Below are 20,772 nucleotides of genomic sequence, written 5' to 3' on the forward strand. Positions count from 1 at the left end.
GTGCAGGCTGGCTGTTTCCCTACAACGGGCGGGCCTATGTCGAGTCTGGTGACGTGTATCAGATGTTGGCGGGCAACCTGCCGGAGAAAACCACCGGTGGCGTGGACTTCGCAGGATCGCGCGACAAGGGCCCGCAAATAGTACCTATGGCAGGTGTCGCGTCCAGGCCAGCTGTGCTCGACACACACCGCTCCATACAGAGAAGGACGCGTAAGCCAGGTCAGATCTGCTGATGGAGGCAGCCGAGTAAATGCACACGGAGCCGACGTGATTCTGCACGGCTGCGCCTCGTGGTGGCCGGGGCGGTCGGCAGGTCCACTGGAATGGCGCCGCATTGTACTGGCTCGTTCGTTCAGAATATGAGCCAGTTTCTTGGAAGTGCGGATGCACCTACGCTCGTCTCGGACGCTGCCAGTTGTGCTGGCTTGCTGGGACTTTGATCGGAATCAAAGCCAAGGTCTTTGTCAGGAACGGCCCGATCGGTGTCACTGTGAACGCGGGAGAACTCACGTCGTGGATTAATGTCTACCGCAACAAGAACGGTTTCGTTCACGGAGCGCCAGGAAATGCACCATTATTGATCTTGCGCCGGTTCTTGATCGTTCTATGGCAAACGCGTCGCGACGGAGCCAGGACCTGTTCGTCGGCGAGCTGGATAGGCTTACGCGATTCACCAGCGCGCACGTGGACTGGGATGATGCAGCAGGGGAGGATTGGGCTCGTTTCCTTGACGGCGATTTGGTTGTGGGGTACTTGTCGAGGAAGATTCCTTTACTATTTGGCGACTCAATGTTCCGCGGCGTCGTCGGCGTGCCTGTGGTCTACGTTGAGGCTAGATCCGAAGATCCGGTTCTGTGGTGTGATGCTTCCGTTCTCCACGCTGCGTTCGGGCACTGCCCGCGGTTAGCTGGCCTGAACTCTAACAGCTTCTCACCAGATGATCTTTGGTACGCCACGGTGTAGGTGGGCCATGGACACCTGGAGGTGAAGAATCAAAAGGAGACCTTGGAGGAATCATCCGTGGATGAGAATGACGGCCTTTCGGCTGAACTGCGGCGGGCCATCGGGATGCTCAGTCGTGGATCAGAGGCGCAGCTGGCTTATTTGCGCGAGCTAGGAGTAGGCGATCTAGCCGACGAGTTGGCTTTGGAGTTTCATGACGCATTCATGGTGGCAAAGGAGCAAAGGTCGGGATCGATCTCAGTCGACGCTATGGCGGCGCTAGAGGATCTCGATGCACGCTTGGCCCGGTTGAGCGAGGACTCCGATGACGCCTGGCGCTCAGCTTCGCTGCGCACATCGGTGGCATGGGCTGACCTGCGCAAGGCGGCCGCGAATGCGCTAAGGCTGCTGGAGGTGCATGCGCCGGGTGTTCAATAGCATCCCAATTATCGCCCAACAAACTGGCCGCAAAAGAACGGATAGACCCCGGTGCCCCAGGGAGTCACCTCCATTCGCCTGCGTCACTAGCTCAGTGCCTCAATCATGCAGCAACAGGCATTTGTTGTAAATCGCCCGCAAGGAGGTCCGCCGAAAGAGCTGGGCGAGAAACTTACGTCAGGACGAACCGAAAGATCCAATGTGGATCCTGGAGCCGGCCGAGGTGCCCGTATAGCCATCGTGCGTGAGAATCTTCTGCGTACTGGTCATGTGAGAATTGGCTGCCAGCGCCCCTCCCTCGGACCCGACTCAAACAGCAATGTTCTGATGAGGACCCGCAATCGGACACTGCGAACGTCCTCATCGCGGCATGTGCGGACGTTGCCGAGGGCTGTCGGCGCGGCTGACACTCGTTGTTAGCGGCGGCGAACGGACCGCCGTCGGCTCCCAGCGCGTTAGGAGGGACGCATATGGGCTCAGTGCTTGTAAGTGTCATCGGTACTTTGCTGGGAGTCCTGCTCGGTGGTGCCTTCCGTCAGGTGCAGGCGTCCCCGGCGCGCAGGTGGCAGGGGCAGGATGAGCTCAGGGATACGAAGCGCTGTATACGCCGAATACCTGCGGTCGATCATCACGAGCTATGTGCAAGCGATATCTGGCCGTAAGCCATATTGATGTTGCTGGGCTCGGTGTGCCTTGGTCTGTGTCGACAGTCTGGGGTGGTGTTGAATCAGTGTGGGGCTGGTTGGCAGGCTGTCAGGCTTGGTGCCATTTCAGGGCGGTGATAGACCGGTGTGCCGGATATGCCGCCGGGTGGCCGGTGGTTTGTGACGTAGGGCGTGCTGCTCGCCGACCTTCCGTTGGGGCACCAGGATGAGGCGGTCCTCGCGTATGACGAGGACCCGGCCGGATCATCTTCGGCCGGGTCCTCGGTGTCGCTGGATCAGGCGACCACGCGACGGCGGCGCGTGATCATGAATAGGGTGCCGCCGGCGATGAGCATGATCCCGCCGATTCCCGCGATCAGCGCGACGTTCGTGCCGGTCTGGGGAAGGTTGCCGTTGCTACCGACGTACACGATGAAGTCATCGCCGTTGTCGGTCGGGTCGATATCCTTGTACTTATCGACGAGGCGGGCTGACGCGCCGGTGAACTTCTTCGCTGTGGCGGAGCGCGCCGTGGCGCTCTCGGGCTCGAGCTCGCCCATCGGCTCGATGGTGATGTTGCCAGGGGTCAGGTTCACCGGTCCGGCCACGGTCGAGGCCACCCTCACCGTCAACGGCTCGATGCCGTACCACGTGCTGTCGTCCTTGTGGCTGCCGCCGGTCGGAATGATCCAGTCCGGCTCGGTGCAGACCGCCTTTCGGTTGCCCTCGCTGTAAACACAGTGGGGCACCGCGCCCTCGAACGTTGCGCCTGCCGGCAGCATCACCGTCGTAACGACGCCCTTGGCCGCTGCCGTGCCCTGGTTGTAAAACGCGGCGATGAACGGGGCGGTCTCGCCCGGCTTGACCGGCACGATGTCGCCGTCCTCAGTGATGTCGGCGGCGACATCCCAGTTCAGGACCTTGAGGTCGACGCCGTCAGTCTCGCTGAGCATGACGTCCACGACAGCGACGTTGTTGGACGCATTGGGGTCTGTGGCGTCGGAGCTGACCGTGACCTTCAGCTTGCCGGCAGGGCCGGTCGTTGCTCCGCCTGTCGACCCTCCCGTCTTCAACAGTCTGAAGAAGACGGTGTCGAGGTTCTCGCCGGTGGTCAGTTGCACGCCCTCGGTGAACTCGCAGGTCTTGGTTGCCGTATCGCACCAGGCTGGCAGCTCGAGCCACACCATGGCGGGAGCGAGTTGGCTGGTGTCAAAAGTCAGCTTGATCCCGGTGGCGGCGCCCGGACCGTCGTTGATGATGCTCACAGCAATGTCCTTAGCGGACGCTCCGAGCGCAATGGTCGTGCCACCCGCGGATATCCGAAGGTCAGCGGTGGTCTCGGCGAACACCGGCGCGGAGACGGCCGACACGGCGAAAAATGCCACCGCGCCAACGGCGGCGCGGCGAAGCACTAGCTTCATTAGTTCTCCCCGTAGGGTCGATCGGAAACGACGGGTAGAAATATACAAGTAATGGTCCCGTTTGGCGGTCCCCGTCGCCGGACGAAGAAAGCGGATGGTTTTGAACGCGACCAGGGTGTGGTCGCCGCCAAGCCTCGGATGCGTCTACGTCGACGGCAGAAGGTGCGCCGACGTCCGAGTAGAGCACCCGACGTGGACACACGGAGTACTGGTGCAACGCATCCTGTCCGGCATCACCAGGGCGGAGCTGGTACGCCATGGGTACGCGGTCTTCGGCCGTTCGCCACGAGAGGTGTTGCCGGCAATAAGGGACGACGATGTTCGACAAGCCGCCCGCGCGGAACTCACCGGGTACTGGACCTGGGCCGCCCGGCGTCCGTGGCTGCGGCTTGACCCAGTCATCGCCGATCTCGGGTTCACAGCGATGGCCCGTGGGCGCTATGCGCTGCGCACCGGTGAACTCTTCACCAAGAGCCAGACGGTCGAGCAGGCTGACGCTCCCGCTTGGCTCATCAGCCAGCTACGCGCTCGGCGGCAAGGCGAAGACGTCACCTCACCCCGCCTTCGAACAGCTCTACTCGCCTGGCGCGACGCCCGCCGCACGCTGGACCGCATTCAGCGTACCGACACCCTCCCCGGCTGGGCACGCTAACGTCCGCTCATCGGCTTCTTATTAACTGGTGCTACGACCGTGGCCCGGCCAGGCTTGGTCGAGGTGACCGGCGGGGTGGCTCTCTTTTCGGCTGCCCACCGCGGTTTGGTGTGGCTCTCATCTGGCATGCGCTCTGCCGGTCGCCGTGGCGCGGAGAGGCTCAAGAGGGGTCTGACCAGCTCAAAGAAGCGTTGCCCTCCTCGCCGATATCAGCTCGGTTCGGATGAGGAGGAACAGCACATGGCACGCGTCATCATCGGCATGGACCCACACAAACGTTCCGCAACCATCGAGGTCATCAACGACCGTGAGCAGGTGCTTGCCCAAGGCCGATTTAGCACCGACCGTGACGGCTACCAGACGATGCTCAACCTGGGCCGCCAGCATAAGGACCGCGTTTGGGCGGTGGAAGGCTGCAACGGCATCGGCCGGCACCTGGCCCAACGCCTGGTCGCCGACGGCGAAACAGTCGTGGATGTACCCGCCAAGCTCTCGGCGCGGGCACGAGTGTTCGCCACCGGCCAGGGCCGTAAGACAGACGCCGTGGATGCCCACTCAGTGGCAGTGGTCGCGTTACGCACCAACGGATTGCGCCAAGTGGTCGTCGACGACACCGCGGTCGCGTTGAGGTTGCTCGTTGACCGTCGTGACGGGCTGGGCCGAGCCCGCACCGAGACGGTGAGCCATCTGCATCACCTGCTGCTAGAACTCGTGCCGGGCGGGCGAAGCAGTTCCTATCGGCTGCACAGGCCCGCCCTTGCTCAACACGGTGCGGCCGCGCGACATCGTCGGGCGTACCCGCCGCCAGCTAGCTCAGAGCTCATCACCGAACTGGCCGTCATCGACAAGAAGATCAAAGCCGCCAAGATCCAGCTGACCGAGTTAGTCGCGGCCACGGGCAGCAGCTTGCTTGAGCTCAACGGCATCGGCCCGTCCGGAGCCGCCCGGCTGCTCGGCGACATCGGCGACATCAGCCGCTTCGCCAGCCGCGATCACTTCGCATCCTGGAACGGCACCGCCCCGATCGACGCGTCCTCCGGCGACCAGCAGCGTCATCGCCTCTCCCGCGCCGGCAACCGGCGCATCAACCGGGCACTGCACATCATGGCCATCGTCCAGCTGCGTCACGACACCGAAGGCCGCGCCTACAACCGCCGCAGACTCGCCGCGGGCAAAACACCGATGGAAGCTTTGCGTAGCCTAAAACGATGACTGTCCAATGTGGTATATCAAAGGATGGTCACCGACGCCCATAAGGCGAGTCCGGGAGGGCAATCGGGGGCGACACTGACATCCAGCGCGGCCGGCTCAACCCCGACAGCCGACTCTTCGGATAAGCCACTTCCCGGACTCGACACCCACCCTACGCCACGCCCCATACCCTCCTCCACCAGCAGACCGACCCCACAACCCCCAACCAGGAAGAGACGATCTCTCACCAACGCTTGACATAGAGGGGTGCCAGATCCGGATGTGTAGTTGGCGGTCGGTGGTTCTCACGGGTATCGACGTGATGAGAATCCATGGCCATCAAGAACGAGTAACGCGGCCCGCAACGATGCCGCCGTCTCGCCGTCGTGATCGCCAGCCATCAGCTCAAGCGAGTCTCGGGATAGGGCCCCCAGCAGCTCTCGAAGCCGGCCCACGACGTCGTAATCACGATGCACCGCCCACCACTGAGCTGCATCCATCAGGTCGACGACAGACGATGCGTCGTTGCTCAGGCACTGCTGCGCAGTAGCAAGCCATTGCTCCTCGGCCGCGGCCAATGCCTCACGCACCACCGACGGATCGCGGTCGTGCGGCATCGGCACGGCCAATGCATGCAGAAACATGTTCCAGTGTTGGCGGCCGATCGCCTCAGTGAACGACTCGCCGGCCAGGAACACCGAAGCGGCCACCGCAGCCCGCCCGACCCGGCCGCCGGACTGCGTCAGCCGCTGCAGCACTGACGAACCGACCCGCGCAAGCGCCCGTTCGAGGTGCGGTCCCGGGTCGACACCGACCTCAAGCCACACCCACTCAGCCACCGCAATCAAGTCGTACACCGCGTCGTCGCGCACAGCGGCATCCTCGGCCAGGAGCTGAAGTCCGCCGAACGAGCCGGCATGCATCCAGAACCCGACCGCAGCCCACCGGGCAGTCTCGTCCGACGAATCCCGGACAACACACCGCTGCGCAAACTCGTCGACCTTGTACCACGTCGTACGGTTGTTGGTGCCAGACCAAAACTCATCGCTGCGCGGCAACGAATCCAAACGCGACCACATATTCTGCAACGCCAGATTCACCCGGTCGACAAGTGCGTCATCCTCGAACACGCCGCCCGCCCGCGCCACGCAACCACCAGATGAACCATGATCTCCAATGTTCACGCGGCGATTGTCCCAGCGTCCCAACCTCGGCAGCATCAGATATTCGAGGTGGCAGTCAACCACCGCGCCGATCAACCCCCTCCATTTGATCCGCGGTAATCGCATTCGCACGTTTAGTGGACCCGCAAGGGGACGATCAGATCAACGGCTCTGGGGCTCTTTCGGTGGTGACCGTGGGTGATCTCAGTTGAGCAGGATGCGGTGGCGTAGCAGTGCGAACCCGGCTCGGCCGTGTATCTGGCGCATGATTCGTTTGGTTTTGGTTTTCACGCCTTCGGTCCCGCCGTTGTGGTAGGGCGCTGTCCGTCGGCTCGGGCCGGGCCTTCCGGGGACCGCGGCCGCAGCTTCATCCTATGTCACCGGGCACCAATCCGAACCGATGGCCACGTCATAACAGGCTCTGCAGTGCAACGTGTTCGCTGCGAACCGCTGTCGCTAGGGGCAGGTTATTCGTGGTGGTGTGCAGGCAAGTGGACAGACTGAGATCACGTTATCGGCGTTGGTGGAAAATGGATCCACGATTCGAGCGGCGTTGCCAAATGCACAGCGTGCATCGCCTAAGCGGCATTTGACATTGGCGAAAGATGCCTCGGCAGGGTGACAAAGTGGATATCTCGCACATCGCGGGATAGTCCTTACCTAGCATCAGACCAGCAGCCTTTGACAACAGAGAGCGGCGTTCCAAACCGATGCGATCGGCCAGCCGCCGTTTGGAAACGCCGCAGGTTGAGGGCTCTAGCCCAATGGGAAAATCGCCGACAGGGTCAGGCGGCCAGGTTGGGCATTCGTCTGTGTCGATCCCGACACACGCCAAACTCCAACGCCGAGGTCAAACGAGTCCGTCGAGTCTCGTTGGGGTTCACCTCGACGGTGACTTGAACCCCAACCTGCATCTGCGCTTCGTCACAGCGGCGGTCTGGCCATCGCTGTCAAGTGCGGCGATGGAGGCTTGGCGGTGTTCGATGCAGTCATGGCGGCATGACATGCGTAACTGAGCGTGTCGGCGCTCGCCCAATTCCTCGTTTGTGCAAGATCGCGCTCAGGTAATTGGACACGACAGCCAGGATGCCAACGCGGCCGCTGTCCAACTGGGATGTCCTCGTTCGCTGTACTGGCGGAACACCCAACCCTTGGCTAAAGCGACTTCCTCTTCCAAGAGCCTCGATCCGCCAACCAGGCTTGTTGGCGTCGATGCCGTGATCCAGGAGGCGATGACGTGGCCACGGGTCCAGCCCACAAGCAGCGAGGGCGCACGGACATCCGCATCGGTAAGTATGCAAGGGTGGCGCAGCTCCGGGCACCGGAGCTAGTGATCTCCTCAACCGCGTTGATCGACCATTTCGAGTGCGTAGGTTTCTTTGAGGCATACGCTTTGCGACCTGGTTGCCCCGGCTCCCGCCGAGTCATTGTCGAATCTCGACACTTCCTCCGTAGTGCTGCTCAAAATCGGCGGCGAGCTCGGGACCGGCAAAGAGCAATGGCCTATCCCGCCACCAGGCACCGGCAGAGTCCGCATCCCTTGATCGTAGCAATTGCCTGAAACGACGATCCACCGTCTGCACCTTCTCGACCCACCAATCAAGGCGACTTCTAAGATCAAGATCGGCGTCGTTCAACAGCACTTCGATGAGGTCCCGTATCGATAAGTCGTTGTTGTACTCATAGATGTTTTCGTCGTATCCGCTCTCGCAGGCGACAACGAACCGCTCCCACTCCGCCGCAACCTCCGAGGCAGACAGGGATCGACTCCACCCAGCCCCCTGAACGGCTTCGCGAAACAATCGATCGATATCTGAGCTGATCATCACTGATTCCAGAAATAGGCGACGGGATCTCCATCTGGCCTGAAGAACGTGCGAATGGTCCCGGACAGTGATCTTACTCCGAAGTATCCGGTCGAGGGGTCAACCTTCACCGCCACCATCCCCACCGCCGCCCTGCCCGTCTACGCCGAAGCACTGCGCGAAGGAGACGGCCTCACTGCACCAGACAGCATCGATGTAGCCCGAGCAGTTCACGAACTGACCCGTGTCGGCCTGGCCAGCGCACACCCCGTCCTTAACGGATGGACACAGATCGTGCCAGTCCTGCCCTACTTCGTGCGCAGCAAACTGCGCGACCAGCCCAACCTTCATCACACCGCGACGCAGGTTCACTACCGCCTCTACACCCAGCTGGCCGTGGCGATCGAGCAAATGCTGGCAAGCCTCCAGGCAAAGCAACGCGCCATCGGCCACGTCCTGGCCGCGGCCGAGTACGCCAAACCTGACCTCCGCCGTCGAACACGCCCTCACCTCCGGGCAGCCCACCCTCCCGATCGTCAGAGCCATCGACCAGTTCCTCCGCCAAACCCAGCAGCATCAGCGGCGCCGCGGAATCCTCGACCGCACCATCAATCGCCACCGAATCTCGAAACCCCCGAACAACAACGGGAACTGCTGGACCTACACAACATGGCCGGCAACTGTTTGAAGTTGTCCACGCGTTGCTGTGCGTGTACCGCGTGAATGAGCTCGTAGATCGTCTGCGGTAGTCGCTCGCCTGGGGTCGTGTGGACCGATTTCGCCTGCCCTGGGGTCGGATCGGCCCTCCTTGACTGCGCGGTATCCGCCTCCCAAGCACGCATGCCTAGCTACCACCACCCTGCTGCGGCAGCCCGGGGGGAAGGTCTTTGCAATCAAGGAGAAAGATCAGCGTTACGGAGCGACGGCCATGCGGAAGCCGTCTCGCTCACCGTTTCCCGCGGGACAAGAACGAAGGCGCAGCAGGAAGATCCGGGCGGCTGCAGCCGTCATGGTGGGGCAGGAGATCTTTGGCTGGTCCTCGGGTAGGCACGCCAGTCGATTATCACTTATGGATCTCTAGCTTGGGTCTGAGACGATACAAGCATGCAGTCTGGCACAGAGGACGCGGTCCGCAGCGGTGCCCAATCGGGCGCGGTCGTGGATCTAGCGGGTGCTGAACTCTCCGCGGAGTTCCTGGGAGAGTTGCTCACCGTGCCAGACCCGCATGTCAAGGCAGTGCGCATCCGGTATGCGCGGATCGCGGGGGCGGGTGGCGGTTTTCGTTGCTTACAAACAAGCAATCCTGACTTGCGTAGGCGGGTGAGCATCTTGTCTCCGATCGGAAATCGGCTAGCGGCCGATACGGAACAGCTGGGTGTTGTGGCGCGAGGCCCCCCGGCATGGACTGGAGTTCAGCCGATGCGAAAACGTGGTGATTCCATCCGTTGCTCGGCGGGATGCTGTGATTGCAGTTCCAGCCCGCACCCCGTTGCCGGCGGCCCAAGTGAGAGCGACGTCGGCACTGTTGGCGCGGGCGGCGGAATGGGCGCTATGGCGGCGAGGGCACTAGCGGCAAGCGCCAACGCGACTGCCGCTGTGAGTGGTCGCCGGGATGACGCCACCGGTCTTCGGCTATGAGCCGCACGAGCAAAGGCGGCATCTCGAGACCGCGCACCATCACCCGCCAATGCTAGCCATAAGAACCGTGACATGACGAGCGCTGAGCGACCCGGCGCCCGACCGCTCCGCCTGCCGTCCCCAGAAACAGCACCGGATAGAACCGTCGCGCGCGACGACGCCATGCCAGCCGTCTCGGTCAACCTTCCCGTTCTGAGACATGGCTGCCGCTTCTGGTGAGGGCGCCTCAATGAGGCGAATGCCGTGATTGCAATGCATTAGCCGAGTGAAGATCCAGCTGTGTCGGTAGCGGATCAGATCCGAGTGTCACCGACGGTCATCGCGCCACCCGGCGTCCGTCTCAGATGGACCCCGCTATTCGGGCGGCCTTCAAGCAGTCTCAGTACGTACCCCACCCGGGCGACTTGGCGACTGGCTGGGTCCCGGGACAGATCAGGTGGACCAAGATCGAGGACAGTTCGGTCCGACGGCGCTGCACACGGCGGCCTTTGTCGTCGCCCAAGTCGGGCGGAAGTTTCGAGCATTCCCTCGCCGGATATGCCTGATAGCTACGGGACCTTCGCCGGGCCAGCCTCGCATTCATGCGTCGTCGGGTCACACCCGCCCGGTGACGGTTATGATCAGTAAAGAGGGCGTGGATTTGATGAAGCAACAACAACTGCCCAGCTCTGGGGTAAACCGACGCGATGTCAAAAGGCGCGCGCTTACCATCGCGGTCGCTGCTTTACTTGTCCTGCTCGGCCCTGTAGCAACTGGCACGGCGCACAGCGAACAGGCCCAACCCGATACAACGTTTGGTAGCGGGACGTTGGTCGTTGGCAAAGACGTGGCACCAGGGACCTATCAAACAGTCGTCCCGACAACGTCGGTTGGCTGCTATTGGGCACGGCTGAGTGACTTGACGGGCGAACTCGATGCGATCCTGGCCAATGCCAATCTGGAGCCCGGCGACATGGCCACCGTGACCATCAATCCCGATGATGCAGGATTTACATCAAGTCGTTGCGGCACCTGGCAGCCATCACAAAAGGTAGGCCCAACTGCTCCCGCAGCGACAATTGCCGGCGGAACCTGGATCGTCGGAGAGGACATACAGCCGGGTACTTACCGAGCGACCGTCCCCGATGAGTCAATCGGTTGCTACTGGGCAAGATTGAGCGGCCTGACCGGCGAACTCGATGCGATCCTGGCCAACGCCAATCTGGAGGCCGGAGACCGCGCCACCGTGGTCATCGCCGACGGCGACGCCGGCTTCACATCCAACCGCTGCGGTTCGTGGGAAAAGACAGACTCATAGGTACACAGGAGACGTGCAGCACATGCCAGGCAGCCAATGGCATACGACCACACAGCCAGCAGCATCCCGGACCTCCCGCCGATGTACACGTCCGATCAGGGATCGCTAACTGAGACGTATGCCGTGATCGCAATGCATTGGCCAGGTGAAGATCCAGCAATGTCGGTCGGCGACCCCTTATCGGACACGGAGAACGCGCCCATCGCGGCTAAATGAGGATGTTCCAGGATCCTCGTCGTAGAAGATGTGGGTGCACTCAATGCGGCCTTCACTGGCCGGCAAGCCCTGTACATCAGACCCTCCTCCGGGCCTACGGGATCCGCCGTGTGGCTGCCCGAAGCCGGCGGCCCCGCCAACCTCGATAACCCCACCCACTCAGCGCTGATCATGATGCTCGGCCACCATCCTCGACCTCGCCGAAATGCTCGACTGGCTCCGCGCTGTACCCGACGGCCTTGATCTATAACACAGAACCTAGTGCCCGGTCCCGGGGGCGTAGAGGTCGTCCTCGGTGACGACCGGGGCGAGGTCGTCCTCCGGGCGGCCGACCCGCGCGGCCGCGCCGAACATCGCGCCGCGGGCCGGGTGCACCGGGGCGAAGGATGCGAAGCCGCGGCGCTGCGGGATGTCGTCGTAGACCGCCTCCATGCCGCCGCGCAGCAGGTAGGTCTCGTGCCAGAAGCCGGTGCCGCCGCTGTCGCGCAGGAAGTCGCGCCACCACAGGCGGTGCGGCTCGGAGCGGGCCCAGGTCAGCAGTGCGGGCAGGTCCCGCCAGTACTGGCGGATGCCGAGGTGCATGGGGAACAACGACCAGAGGAGCGGCTCGTGCGCGAGCAGGCCCTCCGGCTTGTCGTCCGACCGGCCGATTCGCGGGCCGCGGGTCATCAGGGTGCGCAGGCCGTAGAGCCGGTTGACGCGCATACCCAGATAGACCACCACCAGGTCGGGATAGGACGACAGGTCGACGGTCTCTCGATTGACGCGGCTCAGCATTGCCGATCTCCTTCAGGTCAGGATCCTCCGATGGTAAGGTCGCGCACCGACCATCTACTTGATGCGCATCGGCGAATGGCATGGAGGATCGCGCGGCGTGCCCATACTGAGCTTGTCGACCTCGGCGACGCGCCGGTTAGGTCGCCGGCGACACGCTCCCGATCCGTTCCAGGATGTATGCGGCCAGTTTGTCCGACCGATCCATGATTGCGCACTCTGCGGGAACCCTTGCAGGAGAACGACTGTCTTTTGCGTCCACCTGCCCCTCGTCCAACACGGTGAACCGCATGCCGCTGCTGGAGAACGCTTCCACAACGTGGACGCTACCCTCCTGCGGTTCGGCAACGTTGGATGGCCCAGAAGTAGTGACGATCGAACCGTTTCGTTTCGATGACGTCGCCACCGAAGGCGAATCTGGTGAGGCCACGGAACCGGGTAGGCGAACATCCGCTCATCGGCAGATCCGCGTGTTTGTCTGGTCCACGACGAAGCCCAGCGTCCCCAATTCGGCAGGCTGGGCACTTGCGAACCCTCACTTCGCGACAGTCCGACGCCGATCTGCGACTTATCACGCCACATTATCGAGCGTTGTGCTGCTGCGCGATGGCACACTGGCCCACAAGGCCTGCAACGTCGGATACTGCTCAATCTCCCACAGCGCCTCGCGAAGAGCGCGGTCCATTTCAGGACCTGGACGTTCGAAGTAGAAGCCACTGTTCGACACATTCAACTGGTCAAGATCGGCAAGCGTGGCGTGATCCGGGAAAACCATGTCGAGTGAGACCTGCCAGTATTCCGGCTGGTACCACTCCTTATCCGTCCACTGTGCCCGGACGTCCACCGCTAGCTGCCTGGTGAACGAGAGACTAGGCAGCCCGTCATTCCAGCTATAGCGGCCCCACTGAACAATGAATCCGTCCGCGTCGCATTGGGGGTCAGTCTCAATACCATCAATGTCGACGGCGAGGAACCCACAAAACACACGCCACGCTGCCTTCGGACTCCCGACCCGCTCAGGATCCAATCCGTGATCACGAAGCATGTCACGTAGGCAGTCGGCCGAACCCCGCCAAGAGACGCGCACAAGGCAAGGTAGCAGAGGAGCACCATCTGCGCAGGTCACCGAGGCTCTGGCGATCAAAGCGCTAAGACCCGAACGAGTAGGCCTCCTACGCACCACAGGAACCGCTCCGCAACATTGGCAGGATTGTAAACGCCTTTCGTGACTGCATGATCTGGTGCGCTGTCATGAGCGGAATTGGCGACGAAGGCCCAGCGCAATATCCGCTCACCGGCAGATGCGGGCGTGTGATCTTGTGTGATGGTGGTCGTCAGCTGCGTCGGTTGGCGGCGTGTGAGCCGGGGTATCGGTCGGGAAGGTTCCGGGCGTTCGGGTCAGAAGTCCAGGTGCTCGTATTCGACGTTTGCCAGCCAACCGGTCAGCTCTGCGAGTTGGTCGCGGGTGACGCCGTGGGCGACCCATTCGTCCTGCTGGTCAAGCCGGAGGAACCCTTTTCCTGCGAAGGCGCGCCGCAGGTAGTCGGTGAAGGTCAGGCAATGCTCTTCGTCGCGGACGAGCGGATCTGCGCCGGCGTGGGGTAGCCAGACGGAGTATGGGGCGCCGCCGCTGATGTTGGCCTTATGTAGGTAGTCGGCGGCGATGGTGATTTCCAGCGGTCCGGCGATTTCGGGATGCAGTTCCGCCGATTCCTCCTGCCACTCCTCGACTGAGAACCACGCCGTGCTGAGGTCGATGATCTCCAGCGGGTCGGCGACCGTAAGTTGTTCGGGTACGCCGGGCGGGAACGGGGCGTCCCAGGTGCCGCGCGGGACGAGGTCGATCGTTCCGACGATGCGCCAGTAGGCGGCCAGCGCTGGCGGCACCGCCGATCCGGTGATCTGCTCCAGTTGTCGCAGCCGGTCCTCAACATCCGCGGCGGGGCCAGGTAGCGCCTGCTCGTTGCTGACCGGCCAGCCGCAGGCGATGAGAGCAGCGGTGAGGCTGGAGGCGTTTCGCCGGACGCGATCCATGGTCAGTACGGCTACCTGCTCGGCCTCCGCGCGCCACAGGTCGTCAAGGTGGGCGATTGCCCCGAGGTCGCGCCATACCCCGCGATGGTCTCCGTCCAGATAGCGTGCCACGAGATCCCCTCGTCGCAGGTGCCTGCCGGCAGGCGTTCTTGTCTGCGCCGCCCGTACGGCTCTGGCAGCGTCCAGTGCTGGACCGGTAACGGCGGGATCGGCATACCTGAGCACTTGGCGGGCCTGATGGCCCAGGACTTCGTGGTCGCGAAGACCGACGCACAGGTCAAGCCAGCGGTGGTCCTGCGACACCAGATCGCGCAGCTGCTCCGAGTGCCACTCAGGGCCCGATCGGGTAAACGACCACGGCGACAGCAGACCGAGAGCCTCGGCCGCAGCCGTCAACCCGGCCGTGGTTGCCAGGCATTCGTCGGAGAACAGGTGGGCGACGTTGTCCCAGGCTGTTCCGTCGTCAGTGAACATGACCTTCAGTGCCATGAAGCGGGCAAGGTGGTCGTGGTCATGGATCCCGTGCCGCAGGGCATCGCGGGCCTCGGCGGTCCCGATCCCGAAAAGCGCGTGGGCGGCGGCTACCGCGACCGGATTAACGGGGCACTCCTCCCACAGCCCGATCAAGGTCGGAACGGCCGGTTCATAACGCAGCTGGCCAAGTTCGCGAACCTGGTCGGCCACCGACTGCCAGCCAGCAGCACCACGGACGGCGGAGATGCCTTTGTCCTGATAGGCCTTCACTTCGCCCGCGGTAAGACTGCTCCACCGCTCGATGCTGACACGGGCCTGGCTCCCGACATCCGGCCATCGCCCGAGAGCCTCGAGGAGCGACTCCAACACACGCGCGCCACCGATCTCATCTCCGCCCGCGTCGCCCGCCACGCGCACAGTATGCCAGCGGCCAGATGATGAGCCACCGTCGCTCAACGCCACCGGCGGCCGATCCGGATGGTGGATTTTCGGCGTCTGGGGGCGGCCCTTGCTGCCGCCGTCCCGACAGGCGCGGCCGAGCCGGCATTGATGGCGGTCAATGACCTGTTCAGGTCGGCGTGGGGGCACTTTGCTCGATCCACTTGAGCGCGAGCTGCTGTAGTGCTGTCGGCTCAAGACGGCCCACGATGTCGTAGGCGTGGTACAGAGAATGCGGCGCCACGAGCGCCTGTGTGAGCAGGTGCCGGGCAAGGCTGTGGTCTGGGAGCGCGAGGGCCGTCCGCGCGAGGGTGAGCAACCTGCCTGGTCCGCCTGGCAGGTCGGCGTAGATGTGGCGTTCCTCGGCGAGGATGAATTCCTCCAACTCGGCGTGTGGCATGGTCAGGGCTGCGGCTGCCATGACTGTCTCTAGTGGACGGTTGTCGAACGCTGCGTCCGGCAGGTTGGCTCCGAGTTCCCTGATTTCGGCGAGGAGCCCGCTGACCAGCTGCTGATTGCCGATGTCCACGTGCGCGGCCATGATGGCGGTAAGAGCGTCACGCAGCAGGCTCGGCGAATCGGTGAAGGATCGGGCAAGGTTTTCGGCCTCGTCATGGAAACCGTGGCGGGCCAAGCCTTGCAGGACGTATTTCACCTTCGATTCCACGATGATCCGGGACGGGTCGGACACGGTGTCGAGGGCCTTGCCGACCATCCCCAATGCGCAGTACGCGCCGATGAGCAGCGCCGGGTCATATAGGTCGTCGGTGGTGGCGATGGTGGCTTGCGCATGTTGCAGCCAGCGGATCGCTCGCTGGCGGTCCTGTCCGGCGGCGGTTGAGGCCAGGCCGCAATATGCGCGGATCTTGGCCCAGTCGGTGATGTCCGTCGACGCCACCGCGTCGGCTTCGTCGTAGCGGCCGCGGGTGGCCAGCAATACGGCCAGCGGCGGGTAGGTCCGTCGGGTGAAATCCGGGTGCTTAGCGGCCAGAACCATCTCGGTGGCCTCATCCAGACGGTCGTGCTGCGCCAGTGCCTTCACAAGATCCGGGATGCTGTCGGCAAGGTAGTTCACGGTCTCCAGGATGGTGATCGCGCGTACGCCGTCTGGTGGCTGGCTGATGAACCGGGCGGCTGTCTGCTCGGCTCGGCCAGCGCGGGAGATGGCGGCGTCGAGCTGCTCGGTGTGGGTCAGGACGCGGATGGATGCGCCCAGGCCCCAGGGCGCGGTGAGCGGCTGGTTGGCCGTCTCCGCGAGCAATCCTGCCAGCGCGTGGTCGTCGAGGCCGAGCAGCGCCGTCACCGCATCGGTCATTCGCCAGGCTCGCCGGAAGGGGTGGGGCATGGCCGCTGCAGCCTCGTCGGCAGCGGTGGCGGCCAGGTGGGCGCGCTGCGGCAAACCGTTGGCGTGCATGGCACGAGCCAGCCCGGCGAAGGCGATGGCCTTATCCGAAGGATCCTCGATCTGGTGTGCCTGTTCGGCTGCACGGTCGTACTGCCCGTCGGCGGTCAGGGCCTCGGTGACGGCCAGGCATGCTTGCGGCCGATAGTACTTGGGGATTTCCGCGATGATCCGTTCGGCGTGGTGCAGGTGTGTGGGGGCCAGCGCGGCGAGGAGGCTGTGGAGCACCTCGTGGTGAACGTCTCGAAGCTGCCGGGCGAGAGCCTCAGCGCGCTCGGGGTGCCCGCCGGCGACGAGTGCCGCGACGACGATCGGGGCGCCTGCGGTCCTGGCGTCCTCGTCGTCCTCATCGGACAGCAGCTGTTCGGCCCAATCGCAGTCCAAGGCAGCCACAGCTTCGATGAGCTGTCGGAATGCATGCTTGCGCCGGTAGGCGCCGGAGGTGTGGCCTTCGGCCAGCTCGGCGACGATGCCGTCGACGATGTCGCGGGCGATCCGGTGCTGGCCTTGGGACATGGCATGACCGGACAGCTGCAGGAGCAGGGCTGAGCGCTCCTCGTCGCCTGGGATCTGACCTGCCATCAGCGTGGCCTGTGCGAAGTCACCGTTGTTTGCGAAGGCGTGCGCCAGCTCCGCGAAGGGGGCGCCGCGCCAGCTGGCGGTGGCGGCACGAATGTACGCCTCTGCCATGCCGGTCTCATGCCGCCTGGCCAAGGCCACGGCGACCTCGCCGATAGGTTCGTCGACGATTGCCGGGGAGGCAACGTCGTAGCGGACCAGACCCCAGGCCTTCGCCAGCGTCTCGGGTGCGATGCCGAGATCGACGACAAGGCCGGCGATCATGGCTGGCCAGGACTTCACGTCCGGCAGCAGCCGGCCCAGGACGATGGCAAGCGCCTCGGGTAGTTGCTCGGCGTCGTTGATCTGGCGCAGGACGGTGAAGGCATGCGTCATTCCGTCCGTATTGGACACAAGTTCCCGCAGCAGTTCGATGCGGACTCGTCGGCGGCCCGCCTCGTCCGGCACCAAACCGACCAGCGTTTCGGCGTCGGCGAGCCGGCCGGCAGCGATTGATGAGCTCACCAGGGCGCAGGCAACCGCTTCGCGGACATCATGGTGTGTCAATATCTCGATCAAGTGCGCCGCTTGGTGCAACTCGCCGGCGCTGACAAGCGAATCGGCGAGCGAGCTGATCGCGGGCTTCATCGAGGCCAGGACGGCGCTTCGCTCGTAGGAAATGGTGGGGGAGTCCACCAGGGCCAGCGCACGCATCGTCTGGCCAAGATCGGCCCACATACCCGCCAGCTCGATGGGAATCCATTCGGCGCGGCTGACCAGTTCGCTGCGCCTTTCCGAAAGCATGGTCAGCGCCCGCAGGTCGGCTGGCGGCGAGCCCACGATCGCGTCCTGGGCATGGCGGATCTCGGCCAGAGCCTGGGTGAATGCGCCAGTGGACAGGTACAGCCGTTCTTGGCAGGCGGGATCGAGCGCTCGGGCGAGCAGCGCATCGGCATCGCCGGCATCCCTGAGCACCCTGGGATATTCGAACAGCAGGAACGCCGGTGTGCCGGCCGGCCAGCCTTCGGCCCGCCAGCGCCGGGCCCAGGCATGGATTTCGCCGTGGCTTTGCTCGATCAGCGCGGGGCCGATGCCGGCCTCGGCGGCCGCAAGCAGCGTGTCGTGGGCGACGGCCAGGGTTGCACGGGCTTCGCCACCGGTTTGCCGGCTGCGTCGCCTCGGCACCAGTACACGTTTCATCCCGGCCAGCACCGTGTCGATTTCGAAGGGCAGCCGTCCGGTGAGCGATTGCAGCTCGCTGGCCGACAGGCCACCGCGCCCGGCGATGACGAGGGCGAGGATCTGTGCGCTGAACGTGTCGGTCAGCACCGCGGAAAGTTCCTGCCGGGCTTTGGTTTCGAGGCCCTGCGCGTGCGCGGACTGGTTCAGATGCATGATTCTGGCGCGGCGCAGCGGATGCTGCGGGTCGTCGGGCGGGCGGTGGTCGCTGCGGCTGCTGACGATCACCTTGAGGCCGGGCTCCGCCAGCGGCAGGATGTCGGCGATCTGCAGTGTCGTGCCGGTGTCCTCGTCGAGCCCGTCCACGACCAACACTAGCCGTCGGCCGTCGGCGTGGGCTCGTCCGGCGGCCTCCGAGATCAGGCGATGCAGGTGGGATGCGCGGGCGGCCAGCGGGATGTCCAGCTCGGCGTCGGGTCCCAGCAGCGCGCAAACCTGGCGCAGCAGGTTGTCGACGGCGGCCGCACAGTCGGACTGGCCCAGGCCGCGGCGGCTCACAAAGAAAGACAGCAGATCGGCGTCCGGTGGCGGGCTGGTCACGAACGTGGCCAGCAGGGCGGTCTTGCCTGCCCAGGGTTTGCCCTGGCACCACAGGTATGCGTCGCTGCCTTCGCAGAACTGCGCCAGCGCCAGCAGTTCCGGCTCGCGGGCACGAAGCCCTTCCGCGGGTACAAGGTCGCTGGCGATTCCGCCGTAGGCCGCAAAGACCCGGCTGCGGACGGCACGCGGTGCCACGTCGGGTATGTCGACTTCGGTGGGCAGCCTCAGGGCCTGCCGCAGACCGCGGTCACCGCCGGATGCGCTGAAGACTGGCAGGGCCACCAGGAAGGCTGGGCCTTCCCGCTCATGGTGTTCCGTCACCACGGCCACCAGGCGGCCGTCAACCAGCACCGGGGCCCCGGACATACCGCCCCAGGAGGGCCAGCCGCTCGGGGCGCCGGCCAGGGCGCGGATGTGAAGCTCGAAAGTCCCGGACCGGCGATTGGAACCCATCGTGAGATAGCCGGAGCATACTTGCAGATCCCGATAGGCGACCGGCGGTGAGGAGCGGACCTTCCGAGCCGGGTAGCCCGCCGTCTGCGCCGCCACCTCGGTCACCCCGCCAAAGGTGAGCCGGCCAAGGCTGGGCGGGCCCGCGACGTCGGGAAGGCTGCCGGGCGCCACCGAGACAAGGGCAATGTCGTCGCCCAGATTTCGTCGGTCAAGTGCCACCGACTCGGTGTGTGTGGCGGAACCTGCGATGTCGGCGCGGACGGTCACGCTGGTGGCGTCGGCGACCACATGCCAGGCTGTGAGCACGGCAGTGGAGGTGAGCCGGTAGCCCGTGCCCAGAAGGCGGCTATCGCCGATCTGCGCGACGATCTGAACGATTCGGTCCAGTTCCATCAGCTGCTCCCACTTTCTCGGCGGCTGGACACCGTTTGGCGCTACGGCTTGGCGTGGTCCCGCCGCGGACGCCAGGAAGGCACGTTGCCGGAGCCGGGTCTGCCCCAGCGGGTCGGCTCACGGGTCTCGCAGGCGTTGGCACGCGTTTCACCGCAGCGGCCCCATCCGGCTCCACGGCACGCGCGGCCAAGGCGCAGCGGGCTATTCTTCACCTGGCATCGGCTCGCCGGAAATGTGCGGCGACCGCCCGTCCGGGCCAATCGGCTGCAGTGTCAGCCTGATGCGGTGCACCGTCTGCGATGTGCGCGTGGCACCGGCCGAGGCGTCCACCAGCACCAGTTTGGCCGCCACCCCGCCGGAGCGGGACGTGTCGACCACAACAGACACTTCCAGCTCGATCGGGCCGACGACAAACTTCGGATCCTTGTCTCTGCCCTGCCATGCGGCCAGGTTCAGATCCCCGCGCAGCTGATAAATCAGGTCAGCCAGCGTCAGCGCATCATCGGACACGACCACCATCCTTAAGATCGAAGCTTCAGCAACCGTCATCATCACCCATGCGAAAAGATCAATACAGCCGCCGAACAGGTATCCCGCGTCGACGTGCCGTCATCTATATGAATGGGCGTGGTCGGCCGCCGATGGTGCGGCCGTGTTCGGCGACCTGGAACTGCATCGCGGCTTTCAACCGGATCCGCGCCCGCTGCACTTCGCGTTTGGCATGCACACCAAGCAGTTTCAGGAGAGACAAGTGCATCGAATCCCGGGTGTCGGCTGGCCCGTCGAGCTCTGGCAGCCGGACGGCCAAACCGAGGGCCTCGAACATCGGCGCCAAATGAAGCAGCTGATCACCGTAGAAGGCGCGCTCGAACTCTCCAACAACGACGGCTTCGAATCCGCGGCGTAGATCCCTTATGGCTGTGAGGAGTTTACGGCTTCGGGTCGTGATGCCCGGCCTCTGCTGCGAGTGAATCCTTGGTCGATGTATTCGGCCACGATCGTACCGTGCCCGGCGATAAGGTCTTCGGCCATGGCCCGTTGCCAGCCTGCGGAGGTGGCG

At 64.1% G+C, this 20,772-nt stretch carries 14 protein-coding genes and 1 pseudogene; 6 read left to right on the top strand and 9 right to left on the bottom strand.

Going from position 1 to position 20,772, the window contains the following annotated elements; genetic code table 11:
- Both Rhe02_RS16610 and Rhe02_RS16615 read left to right on the top strand, forming a co-directional pair.
- Positions 1–233, top strand: a 233-nt coding sequence (locus Rhe02_RS16610) for a hypothetical protein (protein WP_203909144.1), incomplete at its 5' end; no start/stop codon positions are given.
- Between the two features lie 787 nt (positions 234–1,020).
- Positions 1,021–1,380 carry a hypothetical protein gene (locus Rhe02_RS16615; RefSeq protein ID WP_203909145.1) on the top strand — a complete coding sequence of 120 codons (360 nt, stop codon included), beginning with the start codon at positions 1,021–1,023 and terminating at the stop codon, positions 1,378–1,380.
- 940 nt (positions 1,381–2,320) lie between these two features.
- On the opposite strand, the gene Rhe02_RS16620 is transcribed toward Rhe02_RS16615, so the two are convergent.
- Positions 2,321–3,289: an LPXTG cell wall anchor domain-containing protein gene (locus tag Rhe02_RS16620; protein WP_203909146.1), complete on the bottom strand. Its 969-nt coding sequence runs from the start codon at positions 3,287–3,289 to the stop codon at positions 2,321–2,323.
- A gap of 289 nt (positions 3,290–3,578) precedes the next feature.
- On the opposite strand from Rhe02_RS16620, the pseudogene Rhe02_RS49825 reads away from it, so the two are divergent.
- Positions 3,579–4,097, top strand: a pseudogene (locus Rhe02_RS49825) (hypothetical protein); the annotation flags it as partial.
- A 240-nt stretch (positions 4,098–4,337) separates the two neighbouring features.
- On the top strand, positions 4,338–5,309 hold the full coding sequence (locus tag Rhe02_RS16630; protein WP_203909147.1) for an IS110 family RNA-guided transposase: 972 nt from the start codon (positions 4,338–4,340) through the stop codon (positions 5,307–5,309).
- Between the two features lie 284 nt (positions 5,310–5,593).
- Here Rhe02_RS16630 and Rhe02_RS16635 read toward each other — a convergent pair whose 3' ends face one another.
- The 3 genes from Rhe02_RS16635 to Rhe02_RS16645 form a co-directional block, all read right to left on the bottom strand.
- Positions 5,594–6,547 (bottom strand): hypothetical protein, encoded by a 954-nt coding sequence (locus Rhe02_RS16635; protein ID WP_203909148.1) that lies wholly within the window; start codon positions 6,545–6,547, stop codon positions 5,594–5,596.
- Between the two features lie 1,328 nt (positions 6,548–7,875).
- Positions 7,876–8,277: a hypothetical protein gene (locus Rhe02_RS16640; RefSeq protein WP_203909149.1), complete on the bottom strand. Its 402-nt coding sequence runs from the start codon at positions 8,275–8,277 to the stop codon at positions 7,876–7,878.
- 99 nt (positions 8,278–8,376) lie between these two features.
- Entirely contained in the window at positions 8,377–8,802 is a 426-nt protein-coding gene (locus tag Rhe02_RS16645) for a hypothetical protein (RefSeq protein WP_203909150.1), read from the bottom strand.
- Between the two features lie 1,708 nt (positions 8,803–10,510).
- Here Rhe02_RS16645 and Rhe02_RS16650 point away from each other — a divergent pair.
- Positions 10,511–11,191, top strand: coding sequence for an Rv1352/Rv1906c domain-containing protein (locus Rhe02_RS16650; protein ID WP_203909151.1), 681 nt, complete (start codon positions 10,511–10,513; stop codon positions 11,189–11,191).
- Positions 11,192–11,665: 474 nt separating this feature from the next.
- On the opposite strand, the gene Rhe02_RS16655 is transcribed toward Rhe02_RS16650, so the two are convergent.
- The 5 genes from Rhe02_RS16655 to Rhe02_RS16675 form a co-directional block, all read right to left on the bottom strand.
- Positions 11,666–12,184 carry a monooxygenase family protein gene (locus Rhe02_RS16655; RefSeq protein ID WP_203909152.1) on the bottom strand — a complete coding sequence of 173 codons (519 nt, stop codon included), beginning with the start codon at positions 12,182–12,184 and terminating at the stop codon, positions 11,666–11,668.
- Between the two features lie 568 nt (positions 12,185–12,752).
- Positions 12,753–13,226, bottom strand: coding sequence for a hypothetical protein (locus Rhe02_RS16660; protein WP_203909153.1), 474 nt, complete (start codon positions 13,224–13,226; stop codon positions 12,753–12,755).
- A 353-nt stretch (positions 13,227–13,579) separates the two neighbouring features.
- Positions 13,580–15,100 carry a hypothetical protein gene (locus Rhe02_RS16665; RefSeq protein ID WP_203909154.1) on the bottom strand — a complete coding sequence of 507 codons (1,521 nt, stop codon included), beginning with the start codon at positions 15,098–15,100 and terminating at the stop codon, positions 13,580–13,582.
- A 157-nt stretch (positions 15,101–15,257) separates the two neighbouring features.
- Positions 15,258–19,712: a S1 family peptidase gene (locus Rhe02_RS16670; protein ID WP_203909155.1), complete on the bottom strand. Its 4,455-nt coding sequence runs from the start codon at positions 19,710–19,712 to the stop codon at positions 15,258–15,260.
- A 201-nt stretch (positions 19,713–19,913) separates the two neighbouring features.
- On the bottom strand, positions 19,914–20,222 hold the full coding sequence (locus Rhe02_RS16675) for a trypco2 family protein (protein ID WP_203909156.1): 309 nt from the start codon (positions 20,220–20,222) through the stop codon (positions 19,914–19,916).
- A 142-nt stretch (positions 20,223–20,364) separates the two neighbouring features.
- On the opposite strand from Rhe02_RS16675, the gene Rhe02_RS16680 reads away from it, so the two are divergent.
- On the top strand, positions 20,365–20,619 hold the full coding sequence (locus tag Rhe02_RS16680; RefSeq protein ID WP_203909157.1) for a hypothetical protein: 255 nt from the start codon (positions 20,365–20,367) through the stop codon (positions 20,617–20,619).
- The last annotated feature ends 153 nt before the right edge of the window (positions 20,620–20,772 follow it).

The sequence above is a fragment of the Rhizocola hellebori genome (assembly GCF_016862955.1).
Lineage (GTDB): Bacteria > Actinomycetota > Actinomycetes > Mycobacteriales > Micromonosporaceae > Rhizocola > Rhizocola hellebori.